We start from the raw sequence: 15,238 nt of genomic DNA on the forward strand, positions 1-15,238 counted from the left end.
GGCGCCCACTCGCCGTGGGGGGCGGCCCGTTCGCGGCTCTCGGTGCGTTGTGGCTGGTCGCGCAGTTCCCCGCGCCCCTGAAGCCCGGGCTTCGCCCGGCTTCTCAGGCTTCCTTGGACTCGACCCGCTTCTTGAGGCCCGCGAGCGCCCGGTCGATGATGACCTTCTCGGCCTTGCGCTTGATCATGCCGAGCATCGGGATCTTGACGTCGACGGTGAGCCGGTAGGTGACCTCGGTACCGGAGCCCTTGGGCCGCAGCAGGTAGGAGCCGTCCAGCGAGCGCAGCATCTGGGACTTCACGAGGGTCCAGCTGACCTCGTCGTCCCCGGTCCAGGTGTAGCCGAGCGTCTGGTCGTCCTTGATCGCGCCCGCGTCCATGACGAGCCGGACCTGTTCGGCGCGGCCCTGCTCATCGGTGGCGAGCACCTGGGCCTCCTTCACCTCTCCCGTCCAGTCCGGGTAGCGAGCGAAGTCGGCGATCACTCCCATGACCTCGGCCGGTGCCGCCTCGATCGTGATGCTCGAGCTGGTGTGTTCCGCCATCGCTGTGGCTCCTCCAGATGCGGTCCGGGATGAGGGGGGTTGTGCAACGCGTGAAGGCTACCGCGCGCGGGGTGCTCACCACTCCAGGGCCCAGGGCCTGGACGTCCCGGCGAAGTGCCCGACGTTCACGCACTCCGTCGCGCCGACGCGCATGCGCCGGACCAGCGGCTGGTGCACGTGGCCGAAGAGGGCGTACTTGGGGCGGGTCCTGCGGATCGCGTCGAGCAGCGCCCGGCTGCCCCGCTCGAAGCGACGCGCCACGGTGTCGTAGAGGAGCTCGGGTACGTCCGGCGGGATGTGCGTGCACAGGACGTCGACCTCGCCGATGGTTTCGATCTTGGCCGCGTACTCCTCGTCGCTGATCTCGTAGGGCGTACGCATCGGGGTGCGCAGGCCGCCGCCGACGAACCCGAAGACACGGCCGCCGATCTCGACGCGCTCGCCGTCGAGGACGGTGGTGCCGTCTGCGGCGTACTCGGGCCACAGGGAGGGGATGTCGACGTTGCCGTAGGTGGCGTAGGTCGGGGTGGGGAAGGCCGCGAACATTTCGGCGTACTGCTTGCGGACGGCGCTCTCGATCGCCGCGCCCCGGTCGCGATCGCCGCCCACGGTTCCCCACAGCTCCCGGCCGAACTCCCTGGCCTCGTCGAAACGGCGTGCGGTGCGCAGTTCCACCAGCCTGGACGCGTTCTCCGCGCCGAAGAGATCGGGGAAGATGCCGCGCGAGTGATCGGCGTAGTCGAGGAAGAGGACCAGGTCACCGAGGCAGACCAGCGCGTCCGCGCCGTCCCCCGCCCGCGCGAGGGCTTCGGTGTTGCCGTGCACGTCACTGACCACGTTGACCCGGAAAGCTGGCATGCCGATCACCCTAAGACGGCCGCCCCGCGGAGGGTAGTGGCCCAGGACAGCGGCCGGACCTGCGGTTACTTCCGAGTCGGGAAGACGGTGGCGTACTGTGCGATTCAGACCACGACGACGTGTGACGCACCGAACATCTGCCCCTGCCCCCCTACCGAACCAGCCATACCGATGGGTAACGTCCGGGCAGTCCAGTAGTGCTCAGCCCCCCACTCGACTGAGCACCTGCCCGATCTTGGACCGCACCGTCGCAGCACACAACGTCGTGGCGCCGGCGCCCTATGTAGGAGCAGCAGTCTTGCGCGAGTTCAGCCTTCCGGCCCTGTACGAGGTCCCTGCGGACGGCAATCTGACCGACATCGTCCGTAGAAATGCCGCGCAGCACCCGGACGTCGCCGTCATCGGCCGCAAGGTCGACGGCCGCTGGCAGGACGTCACCGCCAAGGCCTTCCTCGCCGAGGTGCGCGCCACCGCCAAAGGCCTGATCGCCGCCGGAGTCGGCCCGGGCGACCGCGTCGGCCTGATGTCCCGCACGCGGTACGAGTGGACGCTCCTCGACTTCGCGATCTGGAGCGCGGGCGCGGTCACCGTCCCCGTGTACGAGACGAGCTCCGCCGAGCAGATCCAGTGGATCCTCGGCGACTCCGGCGCCGTGGCCTGCATCGTCGAGCTGGACGCGCACTCCGCCGCCGTCGATTCGGTGCGCGACCGGCTGCCCGCCCTCAAGGACATCTGGCAGATCGACAAGGGCGGCGTCGAGGAGCTGCACCGCACCGGCGCCGACGTCCCGGACGCGACCGTGGACGAGCGCAGCGCGGTCGCCCGCGCCGACGACCCGGCCACCATCGTCTACACCTCGGGCACCACGGGCCGCCCCAAGGGCTGTGTCCTCACCCACCGCAGCTTCTTCGCGGAGTGCGGCAACGTGGTGGAGCGCCTCAAGCCCCTCTTCCGTACGGGCGAGTGCTCGGTCCTGCTCTTCCTGCCCGTCGCGCACGTCTTCGGACGGCTCGTCGAGGTCGCCGCGCTGATGGCGCCGATCAAGCTGGGCCACGCGCCCGACGTCAAGAACCTCACGGACGAGCTCGCCTCCTTCCGGCCGACCATGATCCTGGGCGTGCCGCGCGTCTTCGAGAAGGTCTACAACTCGGCGCGCGCGAAGGCGCAGGCCGACGGCAAGGGCAAGATCTTCGACAAGGCCGCGGACACGGCCATCGCGTACAGCCGCGCGCTCGACACCCCGTCGGGTCCGTCCCTCGGCCTGAAGATCAAGTATCAGATCTTCGACAAGCTGGTCTTCAGCAAGCTGCGCGCGGTCCTCGGCGGTCGTGGCGAGTACGCGATCTCCGGCGGCGCGCCGCTCGGCGAGCGCCTCGGCCACTTCTTCCGCGGCATCGGCTTCACCGTCCTGGAGGGCTACGGCCTGACCGAGTCCTGTGCGGCCACCGCCTTCAACCCGTGGGACCGCCAGAAGATCGGCACGGTCGGCCAGCCGCTGCCGGGCTCCGTGGTGCGGATCGCCGACGACGGCGAGGTGCTGCTCCACGGCGAGCACCTGTTCTCGCACTACTGGAACAACGAGGGCGCGACCGAAGAGGCGCTCGCCGACGGCTGGTTCCACACCGGTGACATCGGCACCCTCGACGAGGACGGCTATCTGCGCATCACCGGCCGCAAGAAGGAGATCATCGTGACGGCGGGCGGCAAGAACGTCGCCCCCGCCGTGATCGAGGACCGCATCCGCGCGCACGCCCTGGTCGCCGAGTGCATGGTCGTCGGCGACGGCCGCCCCTTCGTGGGCGCGCTGGTCACCGTCGACGACGAGTTCCTCGGCCGCTGGGCCGCCGAGCACGGCAAGCCCGCCGACTCCACGGCGGCCTCGCTCCGTGACGACGCGGATCTGCTGGCGACGATCCAGAGCGCGGTGGACGACGGCAACGCGGCGGTCTCCAAGGCGGAGTCCGTACGCAAGTTCCGGATCCTCGGCTCCCAGTTCACGGAGGAGTCGGGGCATCTGACGCCTTCGCTGAAGCTGAAGCGGAATGTGGTGGCGAAGGATTACGCGGACGAAATCGAGGCGATTTACCGCGGGTAGCGTTGGCGGGGGGCGCCCACTCGCCGTGGGGGNNAGGGGCGCGGGCAACTGCGCGGCCAGCCACAGGCGGCGGTCAGACGCAGAACGGCCCCCGGTGGCACCCCGGCAGGCGCTACAGAAGCTCCTTGAGCCTCTCTGCCAAGAGGTCCCAGCGCCACCGTTCCTCCACCCATGCCCGGCCCCGCTCCCCCATCCGCGCCCGCAGCTCCGCGTCGCCGAGCAGGGTGACGATGCGGTCGGCCGCGTCCTCGGGCGCGCCGCCCCGGACGACCCAGCCCGTCTCGCCGTCGAGCACCGCGTCCGGCGCCCCGCCGGAGTCCCCGGCGACGACCGGCAGGCCCGTCGCGGACGCCTCCAGGTAGACGATGCCGAGGCCCTCGACGTCCAGCCCCCCGCGCCGGGTACGGCAGGGCATGGCGAAGACATCGCCCGCGCCGTAGTGCGCGGGCAGTTCCGCCCACGGCACCGCTCCGGTGAACCGTACGGAGTCCGCGACGCCCGTCTCGGCCGCGAGCCTGCGGAGGTCCTTCTCGTACGGGCCGCCCCCCACGATCAGGAGCACCGCCTCCGGCTCCGCGGAGAGAATCCTCGGCATGGCGAGGATCAGCGTGTCCTGGCCCTTGCGCGGCACGAGCCGTGAGACGCAGACGACGACGGGCCGGTCGGTCAGGCCGAGCCTGGCCCGTACCGCGTCGCCGCCCGAGCCCGGGTGGAAGGTCTTCTCGTCGACGCCGGGCGGCAGTTGGACCATGCGGCCCGCCGCGGCGGGCGTCAGCGCGGCGGCGATCCGCGAGCGCGTGTACTCGCCGAGATAGGTGATCGTGTCCGTCGACTCGCCGATCCGGCGCAGGAGTTGCCGCGAGGCGGGCAGCTGGGCCCAGCCGGCCTCGTGTCCGTGGGTCGTGGCGACGAGCCGCGTCGCCCCCGCCTTGCGCAGGGCCGGCGCCATGAGCCCCAGCGGCGCGGCCGCCCCGAACCACACCGACGTACAGCCGTGTTCGCGCAGGAGCGAGACCGCGCGGCGGGTGACGCGCGGGGTCGGCAGCAGCATCGTCGTGGTGTCGCGCACGACCTGGAAGGGCTGTTCGGCGTCGAAGGCGGCGGTGGCCTCCGCGCCCTCGCGGCCGCGCTTCCAGGTGGACGCGTAGACGACGAGGCGCTCGGGGTCCAGGCGCAGCGCCATGTTGTGCAGGAACGCCTGGATACCACCGGGCCTGGGCGGGAAGTCGTTCGTGACGATCAGGGTCTTGTGCATCGCGCACGACAGTACCGAACGGCCCAGCCTCTTCGCCCTCGCCCGGCCCCGCCCGGCATCATGACTCCTCGAATCGCAATGAAGTGCATGAAATGGGGCGAGGCGCTCATGGTGCGCATCCTGACCGTCTGGGGTCTGACCAGGACCCTCCTGCTGCTCTGCGTCCTGCACGTGGTGACGGCCCCGGGCCCCGACGTGACCAGCGACGTCTCCGTCATCTACCAGGGCTGGTACGAGGTCCTGCGCACCGGCACCTTCCCGCTCGACGACGTCACGTGGCAGTACCCACCGGGCGCCGCCCTCGCGATCCTCTCCCCCGCGCTGCTGCCCTTCCTCGACTACGCCACGGCCTTCTTCGTCCTGTGCCTGCTGTGCGACGCGGTGGTGTGCGCACTGCTCCTGTACGCGGGACGGCGCCCGGGGAAGTCGCTCCGGGGCGCCTGGGTGTGGGTGGCGGGCGTGGCCCTGCTCGGCCCCACCGCGTACGCGCGCTACGACGTGCTGGTGGCCGCCGTCGCGGTCGCCGCGCTGCTCGCCGGGGCGCGGCATCCGCGCACCATGGGGGTGCTCGCGGGGTTCGGGGCGCTGCTGAAGGTGTGGCCGGTACTGCTGCTCGTCGGCACCCCGCGCGGGCGGGCGACGCACCGGTCGTGGACCGCGGCCGCCGGCACGGCCGTCGTCCTCGCGCTGGGGTTCCTCGTGACGATGCCGGGCGCCCTGGCGTTCCTCACCTTCCAGCGCGACCGCGGCACCGAGGTGGAGTCGCTCGGCGCCCTCACCTTCCACATCGCGCGGCACTTCGGCTGGCGGGGCGAGGTGCGGCTCAACTACGGCTCGGTGGAGTTCCTCGGTCCGTACGTCCCGCTGGTGAGCGCGGTCGCCCAGGCGCTGTCGGTGGCCGCCTTCTGCTGGCTCCTGGTGTGGCGGCTGCGCGCCCGGAGCCACTCGGCGAGCACCCCCGCGGACGCGGCCTTCGTGGCCGTGCTGCTCTTCACCACCACGAGCCGGGTGATCAGCCCGCAGTACATGCTGTGGCTGGTCGGGACCGCCGCCGTCTGCCTGACGTTCCGCGCGAGCCGCATGGTGGTGCCCGCCCGGCTGGTCCTCGTGGCCACGCTCGTGACGTTCCTGGAGTTCCCCGTGTGGTTCTCGCACGTGGTGACCGGCGACCCGCTGGGCCTTTCCCTGCTGGTCGTACGGAACGGCCTGCTGGTCGCGGCGACCGTGCTGGCCTGCCGCGGCCTGTGGCGCCGGACGGTGTCCGTGCCGCGCCGGACCGCACCGCGGCCGGTGCCGGTCAGCCGAGCTCCGCACGCAGATACGTACGCCAGCGCGCCGTGAAGTCGTCGGGCGTCGTGTCCAGGACGTCCCGCAGCGCGCCCTCGACCGCGCCCGCCCGCCCCTTGTGGGCGCCCACCGCGGCGTAGAAGTCGGTGAGCTTCCGCTCGCCCCACTGCTCGGCGATCATCCGGCAGGCGAGCCAGGCGCCCTCGTACGCCCCCGCGAGCTTCGTGGCGTCCCCGCCGAAGCCGAAGTCCTCGTCCTCGGGGAGCGCGGCGGGCAGCTGCGAGCGCTGCACCGCGCGCCGCAGCTCGGGTGCGGCCTGCGCCGCGGTGCGCCCCGTGCCGCGGTAGCCCACCCAGTCGGCGAAGCCCTCGGAGAGCCACAGCGGGGTCGCCGCGGAGGTCTCCGTACGGGTCGCGACGTGGGCCGCCTCGTGGGTCAGGACGACGCGCTTGCCGAAGTCGCCGAGGACGCCGTACGCCTCGGGGTTGAGGATGATCCGGTCGGCCGGGGCCCGCCCCGAACCGCCCGTCTCGCCGGTGGTGACCGCGGCGATCCCCCGGTAGCCGGACGCGGGGGCACCGAGGAGCCCCGCCATGCCGGCCAGGGACCGGGGCACGAGGACGACGATCCGCCCGGGCCACTTCCCCGGCCAGGCGTCCCGCACCGCGGGCACCGCCCGGTCGGCGAGGTCGCGGTGGGCGCGCAGGTCGGCGGCGCTCTGCCCGACGCCGAGGACGAGGCTGTTCGTGCCGCGCCGGGCCGTCACGCGGCCCTGGTCCCAGAGCTGTTCGCCGGACTTCTTCGCGGGGCGCTCGTCGGTGACGTACCACCGCCCGCCGCTGCGCTCGAGGGAGAGCGTGCGCTCGGCGGTGACGGGCGCGCGGTCGTAGCCCTTGATGCGGTAGTGGAGTTCGGCGCGCGCCGTGGCCCGCGCGCCGTCGCGGTCGAGGCCGGTCAGCCGGTAGTCCCAGGAGTCCAGCGGGACGGCGCGCAGGCGCCCGAAGAGGTCCTCGGCGCCCTGCGCGGGCCGCTCGGTCCTGTCGTACTCCTTCTCGTCCCCGTCGAGAACGGCCTGTGCCCGCCGCTCCAGGAGGGTGCGCACCTCACCGGCGGCCGCGTCCGGGACGGGGCCGCGGCCGCCGCATCCGGCCAGCACGGCGAGGCAGAGCGCGCAGCACAGCGCCACCACCCAGGACCCGCGTCTGTGACCTGCCACGTTCCCGATCGTACGGGGCGCGGCCGGACAGCCGGTCAGATCCGCGTCACGGACGACACCGGCATCATGCCGACGGGGTCGTAGCGGACCGGCGCTCCGGGATAGGGGGCGTGCACCACCTGGCCGTTGCCCATGTACATCCCGATGTGGCTGGCGTCGTCGCGGTAGGCGACCAGATCGCCGGGCTGCGCCTCGGACAGGGACACCTGGCGCCCCGCGTACCGCTGGGCCTGTGAGGTGCGCGGCAGGCCGACCCCGGCCTGGGCGTACGACCACTGGGTGAGGCCCGAACAGTCGAATCCGGAGGGCCCGTTGGCGCCCCACACGTAGGGCTTGCCGACCGCGGACCTGGCGGCGGCGATCGCGGCGGCGGCCCGCGAGGAGGCCGGGGCGCCGCCGAGCTCCGGCAGGTCGGCGCGGCCGTCGGACCGCGAGGACCTGTCGTACGCCTCGCGCTCCTCGCTGGGCAGCGAGTTGAGCAGCCGCCTGGCCTTGGCGAGCTTGTGCTCGACGGTGCGCTTGTGGCGGGCGACGGCGGTGCGGCTCTTCTCCAGCTCGGCGAGTTTGCGGCCCGCCTCGGTGCGCTGCTGCGCGAGGCCGCGCTGGGCCCGCTGCAGATCGGCCAGTTCGCCCGCCTGACGGGCGCTGACGCGGTCCAGGACCGAGGCCCGCTCCAGATAGCCGTCGGGGTCGGAGGAGAGCATCAGGGCCAGCGAGGGGTCGATGCCGCCGGAGCGGTACTGGGCCCCGGCGAGCGCGCCGAGGGCGCCGCGCATCCGGTTGATGCGCTCCTGGCCGCGCGCGACGCTGTCCTTGGCGCGGTCGACCTGCGCGCGCAGCTTGTCGGCGCGCTCGTCGGCCTTGTTGTACGACTCGGTCGCCTGCTCGGCCTGCTCGTAGAGCCGGTCCACCTTGGCGCGCGTGTCGGACGGCTTGTCCTGCGGCGCCGCACCTGCGGGCGCGGCGGCCAGGGCCGCCGCCGCGGTGGCCGCTGCCGCTGAAAGGACGGTCACGCGCGTGCTCCGGTCGAGACCGGACTGTGCGGGACGGCGATGGAACCCCACGGGAAGCCGCTCTCCCTTCCGCTGACGAACCCCCGGGCCGTCCCGGGGGAATGCGCGCCGACAGTAGCCGTGCGGCAACGGACGGCCAAAGACCCGTCCGGGTGCGAAAGGGCGCGGACAGCCCGACGCCCCGCTTCTGACGCAGGTCATCAACGGGGCGCGGGGTCAGCGGGAGTTGCCGGAATTCGCCCGTTTGGGCGGTGCCGGCAACGTGTTGACGGCAGTGTCAGACGCGGACGCCGAACTGGAAGGTGCCGAGGTACGCCATCGACTCGTAGCGCACCGAGGCGCCGGGGTGCGGGGCGTGCAGCACCTGGCCGTTGCCCGCGTAGAAGCCGACGTGCGCGAGGTTGTTGAAGAACACCAGGTCGCCGGGCTTGAGCTCGCCGCGGCCGATGCGGGTGCCGTCGTTCTGCTGGGTGTACGTGGTCCGGGAGATGTGGACGTCGGCCTGCGCGAACGCCCACTGGGTGAGGCCGGAGCAGTCGTACGAGTTGGGGCCGGTACCACCGGAGACGTAGGGCTTGCCTATCTGGGTGGCCGCGGCGCTCAGGGCGGCGGCTCCGCGGCCGGAGGCGGGGGCCTCGTCGCCGAGGTCCGCGCGGTCGCCCGCGGCGCGGCTGGCGCGCTTCTGCTCCTTGGCGGCCAGCGCGGCCTTCTCCTTGGCGGTCAGCGTGTTGAGGAGCTTCTGCGCCTCGCCGAGCTTGCCCTGGACTTCCTTCTTCTTCTTGCCGAGCTCCGTGCGGGTGGCGGCGAGGTCGTCCAGCTTGCCCGCGGCCTCCTTGCGCTGCTGCGCGAGGTCCCGCTGCTTCTTCTGGATCTTCTTGAGCCCGTCGACCTGCTGGCTGCTCAACTGGTCCAGGGTGGACGCCTTGTCGAGGTAGTCGTCCGGGTCGGAGGAGAGGAAGAGCTGCAGGGAGGGGTCGATGCCGCCGGAGCGGTACTGGGCGCTGGCCATCGAACCGAGGCCGTCGCGCAGGTCGTTGAGCTCCTCCTGGCCGCGGGCGACCTTGTCCTGGAGGTCGCCGATCTGCTTCTCGAGCTTCTCCTGCTTCTCCTTGGCCCCGTTGTACTTGTCGGTGGCCCGCTCCGCCTCTTCGTAGAGCTTGTCGACCTTGGACTTGACCTCGTCCTTGCTCGGCTTCGGAGCGGCCTGGGCGGCACCCTGCGAAGTGAGGGCCACGGCAGCGGCGGCGGTCGCGGTGAGCACGGTCACGCGGGTGCGGCTCGGCTGCTTGGGTCGACGGTGGGACGCCACGAAGGCGGCTCCTTCTTCCTCCAGCCGCCTACCGAGACCCGGTGGGCGGGTACCGCCGCCGTCACCCCGGATGGGTGATCAACCGTGCGGAGGTTCGAAGCGAGACCTTAGTGACCTTCTTGTGATCAGTTCAAATCACACCGCCAAAAAATCGGCCGCGGACGGCATTCTTTACTGATGACACACAGTCAGTGATGATCTTTTGACACTACGTCGCGTGAGGGAAACCTCAATTCGGGCATAGCGCCCAGGAGTTGCCGACCATCCCTTAGCCGACCGAAAGCCGCTTGCTCAGCCGCGCGAAAGCCGCTTCAGGAGCACCGCCGAAGCCACCGGCCGCGCCCCCGCCTTCGCGATCCCGTCGGCCACCTCGCGGTCGGTCGAGACGACCACCACGGGCCGCCCCGGCGGCTCCGCGCGCACCAGCTGACGGATCAACTCGTCGGCGGTGACGCCGGGCTTGGAGAACAGCACCCGCACCCCGCGCGGCGGCGCGAGCAGCACGGGCGCCGCCAGCTCCGCGCCGTCGAAGACGCAGGTGACCTCGGCGCCGGACTGCAGGGCGAGCTGCGAGAGCGAGCCGAGGAGCCGCAGCCGCTGCTTGTCCAGCGGCATGGTCGGATAGCCGGTCTTGGTGACGTTGTAGCCGTCCACCACCAGGTGTGCCTGGGGCAGCGCGAGGAGCTGGTCCAGGATCGCCGGGTCGTTCTCGGAGAGCGCGCGGGTGGCGATGTCCTTGGGCGACATCCGCCCCGGTTCGACGGCGTCCACGGTCTCCGCGGGCCGCACGGAGACGGGCGGCAGGGCGAGCTCGCGCCGCAGCCCCTGCGCCGCGTCCAGGACCGTGTCGAGCAGCAGCCGCACCCGCATGTCCTCGACGCTGCGCCCCTCGCGCGCGGCCTTGCGGCTGGCCTCCAGGGCGGCCTCGGCCTCGCCGAGCCGCGCCTTGATCCGCCGCGTCTCGCTCTCGGCCGCGGACACCTGCGCCTGCCCCTCGGCGCGCACGGCCTCGACCTCGGCGGCGGCCTTGCGCAGGGCGGCCTCGCCGCGCTTGACGTCGCTGAGCGCGCCGCGCAGCTTGCGGTGCATCGATTCGGCTTCCCTGCGCACCGATTCGAGCTCGGTGCGCAGCCGCTCGGTCTCCGCCTTGGTCTGGCCGCGGGCCAGGACGAGCTCCTCGCGCAGCCGGTCGAGCTCCGCTCTGGTCTCGTCGTCGACGCGCTCGGCGTCGGCCCGCTGCGCCTCCTCGCCCGCCGCGGTGACCAGCTTCACCCAACCGGTGGGCCGCAGCACATAGGCCGCGGCCGCCACGTCGAGGGGGTCGGCGGCGGGGGGCGGCGAGCCCGCGTCCAGGGCACCGGCCAGCTCGGGCTGGACCTCCCTGAGGCGTTCGCCGATGCGCTGCCGGAAGAGGGTGTCGCTCTCCACCGCGGCCGCCATGGCGTTGGCCGCGAACTTCGCGCGCCGGGTCGGCGTGAACCGCGCGTACTGCCGCAGCTGGGCGGGCAATTCGGCCAGGGTGAGGCCGCCGAAGCCGTCCGAGACGATCTGGACGACCCGCCGCCGCACCCCGTCGGGCAGCGGACGGTCGAGCACCTCAGCGGCGCCGTCGTCCGGCTCCCCGCCTGAGCTCTCCACCATCCGTCACCCCACTAGCTGTGCGGGCCCCGCTCCCTCAGGAGTCGGCGCCCGGCCTGTCCACGAGTTCCACCTGATCCACGGCGTTGCACCAGCGGCAGCGCACCGACTCGATGGTCTCACTGACCACCTCGCGTTCCTCGACGTTCGACTCTCCGGCCAGGTCGAGATGGACATACTCGACGACCTTGGAGCTGCGGGTCACGTCGAAACGCGTGAGATTGCCGCACAGCGTGCAGCGCCACCGGGTGGTGGCCGTCGGCAGGGGAACCGTCATCGTGGCTGTTCGCTTTCTTCGGTGACTTGTCGGCGACGTCTTCGGCGACCGGGATGCCTACGCGGGTTTCCGTGGTGCGTATTGCCCGTAACCCTAAGGCCTGTAAGGGGCGCCATGCGGCGGCCTCCGCAGCGGCATGGCGGTCTGTGCGGGTAGCACCCGTTACGTCATGCTCTGTTCATGATCGCCACATGGGGTACGAAGGCGGGCCGACTGCTCCGGGGACAGTCCTCCCCGGTGACGTACGCACTGATCGCCGTCTGCTGCGTGATCTTCGTGATCTCGCCGGTGTCCGGGTTCAATCCCGCCTACGGCAAGGGCCCAGAACTGCTCGCCGCGCAGCAGGCCTACTTCGAGCGGTGGGGCGTCGTCCCCGTCGAGCTCTTCAGGGGCACCCCGCGCGCCGTCCTCGGGCCGTTCACCGCTCTGTTCGTGCACGGAAGCTGGCTTCATCTGCTCGGGAACATGCTGTTCTTGTACGTGTTCGGGGCCATGGTCGAGGAACGCATGGGGCACCTCCTGTACGCGCTCTTCTACGTCTGCTGCGGATACTTCGCCCTGCTCGCCTACGCGGCCGCGCACGCGGGCTCCGACCAGACGCTCGTGGGGGCGTCCGGGGCGATCTCCGCCGTCCTCGGTGCTTTCCTCTATCTCTTCCCTGGCGCACGCGTCACCAGCCTCTTCCCGTTCCTCTTCTTCCTGCCGCTGCGCTTTCCCGCCTGGGTGGTGCTGCCGTTCTGGGTGGCGCTGCAGTGGCTGGCGGCCGGGCAGGGCGGCAAGGGCACGGGGGTGGCCTATCTGGCGCACCTCGTGGGCTTCTCGCTCGGGTTCCTCTTCGCGTGGGGGTGGCGGGTGCGGAGGACTAGAGTGCAGGGGAAAGGCAGCGCACCGGCCACCGAGGGAGACAGCCAGCCGTGATCACCGCGATCGTGCTCATCAAGACCAGCGTGGACCGGATTCCGGAGATCGCCGAGTCGATCGCCGCGCTCGACTCGGTCAGCGAGGTCTTCTCCGTGACGGGTACGTACGACCTGATCGCGATGGTGCGCGTGCCGCGCCACGACGACCTGGCGGACGTCATCCCCGGCCGGATCAGCAAGATCCCCGGCGTCGAGGGGACCGACACGCACGTCGCGTTCCGCACGTACTCGCAGCACGACCTGGAAGCCGCCTTCGCGATCGGCCTCGACTCCTAGGGTCCTGCCGGTCCTGGGGCCCCGCGCATGAGGGTTTCTTCATCCGCGCCTCATCCTGGCGGTGCGGTACGTCGCACACCCTCGCAGTCATGGTCTTCTCCCACCGCATGGCCGTCCTGGCCGCCGTCGTCGCGATCCCGCTCGGCATCGCCGCGACCAGCTACGTCCTGACGGACACCCCCGAGCAGCCCAAGGCGCCGCCCAAGGTGGAGCTGGAGAGCGGCTCGCCGTCCGCGGAGCCGGCGTCTCCCCGGCCCGCCCCGAGCGACGAGAGGGTGTCCCCGCCGCCGGTGAGCGAGAATCCCTCGAACGATGACAGCGGAAACGACGACGCCGACGACAACGACGGAAGCGACGGCAGCGGCCGGGACGACCACGACGATGACGGCCCCGGCGACGACGGCTGAGCCCCGGCGACGGTGGATATCGGCCCGGGTCCGCATCCTGCTGTGGCTGCTCGTCGTGATGACCGTCGCGCTCACCGCGGTCGCGGCCACCACCCGCTCGGTCCTGCTCCGCGACGTCGACCACCGCATCGCCGGGCTCCTCGCCCAGGAGACCGCGGAGTTCACCAACCTCGCGCGCGAGGGCGTCGACCCGCACACCGGCGAGAAGTTCACCGAACCCGACGCGCTCCTGCGGCTCTTCCTCTCTCGGCAGTACGCCGATCCCGACGAGGAACTCCTCGGCCTGGTCGGCCGCGCGGGCGGGGCGCCCGCCAAGAAGGAGCAGTCCCGCGAGGCGCGCATCGACCATCCGCTGGCCGAGGACCCCGCCGCGCTGCGGGCCGTCTTCGAGTCGCCCGAGGCGACCGGCACGCTGCACCGCGACCGGGGCGAGGTCCGCTGGGCGAAGGTGGAGATCAAGGCGAGCGGCGGTCATCCGGCCGCGGCGTTCGTCGTGGCCTTCCACCCCGCGGGCGAACAGGCCAAGGCGGCCGACGTGTTCACCATGCTGCTCGCCATCTCCGGCGTCGCGCTCCTGATGACGACGGGCATCGGCTGGGCGGTCGCGGGCCGCATCCTCAAACCGGTGCGGCTGGTGCGCACGACCGCCGCGCAGCTCACCGAGCAGGACCTGACCCGGCGCATCCCGGTCCAGGGCAGGGACGACGTCGCGGCCCTCGCCGAGACGTTCAACGGCATGCTGGACCGCCTGGAGCGGGCCTTCGCCGCACAGCGCGAGTTCGTCGACGACGCGGGCCACGAGCTGCGCACCCCCATCACCATCGTCCGCGGCCATCTGGAGCTGATGGGCGACGGTCCCGGCGAGCGCGAGGAGACCGTCCGCATCGTGACGGAGGAGCTCGACCGGATGAGCCGCATCGTCGAGGACCTGCTGCTGCTCGCCAAGGCCGAGCGCCCCGACTTCGTCGCCCCGGAGCCCGTGCAGCTCGCCGAGCTGACCGCGGACGTCTTCGTCAAGGCGCGGGCGCTCGGCGGGCGCGACTGGCGGCTCGCCGAGGTCGCCGACGCCGAGGCCGGTCTCGACCCGCAGCGCATCACCCAGGCCATGGTGCAGCTGGCCCAGAACGCGGTCCAGCACACCGCCCCGGGCCAGCGGGTCGGCATCGGCTCCCGGCTGTGCGCGGGGCGCATCGAGCTGTACGTCGCCGACAGCGGGCCCGGTGTGCAGCCGCAGGACGCCGACGTCATCTTCGAGCGGTTCCGCCGCGGCACCGCGCGGCGCGGCTCCCGCGCCACCGGGGCGGGCCTCGGCCTCGCCATCGTCAAGGCCATCGCCGAGAGCCACGGGGGCGGCGTCGAGCTGCGCCCCACGGACGGCGGCGGCGCCACTTTCGTACTCGTACTTCCCCAGGGCCAGCCGGAAGGGGCGGCGCAGCAGTGAACCGGATACTGATCGTCGAGGACGAGGAGCGCATCGCGTCCTTCGTCGAGAAGGGCCTGCGCGCCAACGGCTTCACGACCACCGTGGTCGCCGACGGCGAGAGCGCCTACGACTACGCCCTGACCGGCAATTTCGACCTGATCGTCCTGGACATCGGGCTGCCGGGCAAGGACGGCTTCACGGTCCTGCGCCAGCTGCGCGAGGCCCGGGTGACCACGCCCGTCATCGTGCTGACCGCGCGGGACTCGGTGCGGGACACGGTGGCGGGCCTGGAGGGCGGCGCCGACGACTGGATGACCAAGCCGTTCCGCTTCGAGGAGTTGCTCGCCCGGGTGCGGCTGCGGCTGCGCACGGCGGCCAGGGCGCCCGAGGTGACGGTGTTGCGCAGCGGCGAGGTCACGCTGGACCTGCGGACCCGCAGGGCGCGTTCGGCCGGGCGCACGGTGGATCTGACGGCACGTGAGTTCGTACTCCTGGAGCTGTTCATGCGCCATCCCGGGCAGGTGCTCTCGCGGGAGCAGATCCTCTCGCACGTGTGGGGGTACGACTTCGACCCGGGGTCGAACATCGTGGACGTATACGTCCGGGCGCTGCGCAAGAAGCTGGGTTCGGAGCAGGTCGAGACCGTGCGCGGGATGGGGTACCGGCTGCCGGAGTGAACTTTCCTTCATCTGCGCCTCATTGAGGGCTCACGGCCCGGCG

15 protein-coding genes are annotated in these 15,238 nt (G+C 71.9%); 7 read left to right on the top strand and 8 right to left on the bottom strand.

Annotation, left to right across the window (positions count from 1 at the left end; all coding sequences use genetic code 11):
* Positions 1–103: 103 nt before the first annotated feature.
* Together AOK03_RS17505 and AOK03_RS17510 are read right to left on the bottom strand one after the other, a co-directional pair.
* Positions 104–544 (bottom strand): SRPBCC family protein, encoded by a 441-nt coding sequence (locus AOK03_RS17505; protein ID WP_055566212.1) that lies wholly within the window; start codon positions 542–544, stop codon positions 104–106.
* 75 nt (positions 545–619) lie between these two features.
* Positions 620–1,402, bottom strand: coding sequence for a metallophosphoesterase family protein (locus tag AOK03_RS17510; RefSeq protein ID WP_079074789.1), 783 nt, complete (start codon positions 1,400–1,402; stop codon positions 620–622).
* A 298-nt stretch (positions 1,403–1,700) separates the two neighbouring features.
* Here AOK03_RS17510 and AOK03_RS17515 point away from each other — a divergent pair, with 298 nt between their 5' ends.
* Entirely contained in the window at positions 1,701–3,497 is a 1,797-nt protein-coding gene (locus AOK03_RS17515) for an AMP-dependent synthetase/ligase (protein WP_055566214.1), read from the top strand.
* A gap of 112 nt (positions 3,498–3,609) precedes the next feature.
* On the opposite strand, the gene AOK03_RS17520 is transcribed toward AOK03_RS17515, so the two are convergent.
* The gene (locus AOK03_RS17520) at positions 3,610–4,752 is read right to left on the bottom strand and encodes a glycosyltransferase family 4 protein (protein ID WP_055566215.1); all 1,143 of its coding nucleotides are present in this window, start codon (positions 4,750–4,752) and stop codon (positions 3,610–3,612) included.
* Between the two features lie 87 nt (positions 4,753–4,839).
* Between AOK03_RS17520 and AOK03_RS17525 the strand changes: the two genes are divergently transcribed.
* Positions 4,840–6,093 (top strand): glycosyltransferase family 87 protein, encoded by a 1,254-nt coding sequence (locus AOK03_RS17525; protein WP_055566216.1) that lies wholly within the window; start codon positions 4,840–4,842, stop codon positions 6,091–6,093.
* On the opposite strand, the gene AOK03_RS17530 is transcribed toward AOK03_RS17525, so the two are convergent.
* From AOK03_RS17530 to AOK03_RS17550, 5 genes are all read right to left on the bottom strand, one after another.
* Positions 6,050–7,255, bottom strand: a complete 1,206-nt coding sequence (locus AOK03_RS17530) for a hypothetical protein (RefSeq protein WP_055566217.1) — start codon at positions 7,253–7,255, stop codon at positions 6,050–6,052. The two genes, AOK03_RS17525 and AOK03_RS17530, sit on opposite strands and share 44 nt — an antisense overlap.
* A 35-nt stretch (positions 7,256–7,290) precedes the next feature.
* Positions 7,291–8,319, bottom strand: a complete 1,029-nt coding sequence (locus AOK03_RS17535; RefSeq protein WP_055566218.1) for a C40 family peptidase — start codon at positions 8,317–8,319, stop codon at positions 7,291–7,293.
* A 226-nt stretch (positions 8,320–8,545) separates the two neighbouring features.
* Positions 8,546–9,577, bottom strand: coding sequence for a C40 family peptidase (locus AOK03_RS17540; protein WP_055566219.1), 1,032 nt, complete (start codon positions 9,575–9,577; stop codon positions 8,546–8,548).
* 291 nt (positions 9,578–9,868) lie between these two features.
* Positions 9,869–11,218 carry an NYN domain-containing protein gene (locus tag AOK03_RS17545; RefSeq protein WP_055566220.1) on the bottom strand — a complete coding sequence of 450 codons (1,350 nt, stop codon included), beginning with the start codon at positions 11,216–11,218 and terminating at the stop codon, positions 9,869–9,871.
* A gap of 34 nt (positions 11,219–11,252) precedes the next feature.
* The gene (locus AOK03_RS17550; RefSeq protein ID WP_055566221.1) at positions 11,253–11,492 is read right to left on the bottom strand and encodes a hypothetical protein; all 240 of its coding nucleotides are present in this window, start codon (positions 11,490–11,492) and stop codon (positions 11,253–11,255) included.
* Between the two features lie 180 nt (positions 11,493–11,672).
* On the opposite strand from AOK03_RS17550, the gene AOK03_RS17555 reads away from it, so the two are divergent.
* The 5 genes from AOK03_RS17555 to AOK03_RS17575 all read left to right on the top strand — a co-directional run bounded on the left by AOK03_RS17555 (position 11,673) and on the right by AOK03_RS17575 (position 15,195).
* Complete coding sequence (locus AOK03_RS17555) at positions 11,673–12,410, top strand: rhomboid family intramembrane serine protease (RefSeq protein ID WP_055566222.1); 738 nt, start codon at positions 11,673–11,675, stop codon at positions 12,408–12,410.
* Positions 12,407–12,688 (top strand): Lrp/AsnC family transcriptional regulator, encoded by a 282-nt coding sequence (locus AOK03_RS17560; protein ID WP_055566223.1) that lies wholly within the window; start codon positions 12,407–12,409, stop codon positions 12,686–12,688. The genes AOK03_RS17555 and AOK03_RS17560 overlap by 4 nt, the downstream gene beginning before the upstream one ends.
* 89 nt (positions 12,689–12,777) lie before the next feature.
* Positions 12,778–13,095 (top strand): hypothetical protein, encoded by a 318-nt coding sequence (locus AOK03_RS17565; protein ID WP_055566224.1) that lies wholly within the window; start codon positions 12,778–12,780, stop codon positions 13,093–13,095.
* Positions 13,070–14,536, top strand: a complete 1,467-nt coding sequence (locus tag AOK03_RS17570) for a sensor histidine kinase (RefSeq protein ID WP_055566225.1) — start codon at positions 13,070–13,072, stop codon at positions 14,534–14,536. The genes AOK03_RS17565 and AOK03_RS17570 overlap by 26 nt, the downstream gene beginning before the upstream one ends.
* Entirely contained in the window at positions 14,533–15,195 is a 663-nt protein-coding gene (locus AOK03_RS17575) for a response regulator transcription factor (RefSeq protein WP_055566226.1), read from the top strand. Before AOK03_RS17570 ends, AOK03_RS17575 begins: the two co-directional genes overlap by 4 nt.
* Positions 15,196–15,238: the final 43 nt, after the last annotated feature.

It is taken from the genome of Streptomyces atriruber (assembly GCF_001418325.1).
Taxonomy (GTDB): domain Bacteria; phylum Actinomycetota; class Actinomycetes; order Streptomycetales; family Streptomycetaceae; genus Streptomyces; species Streptomyces atriruber.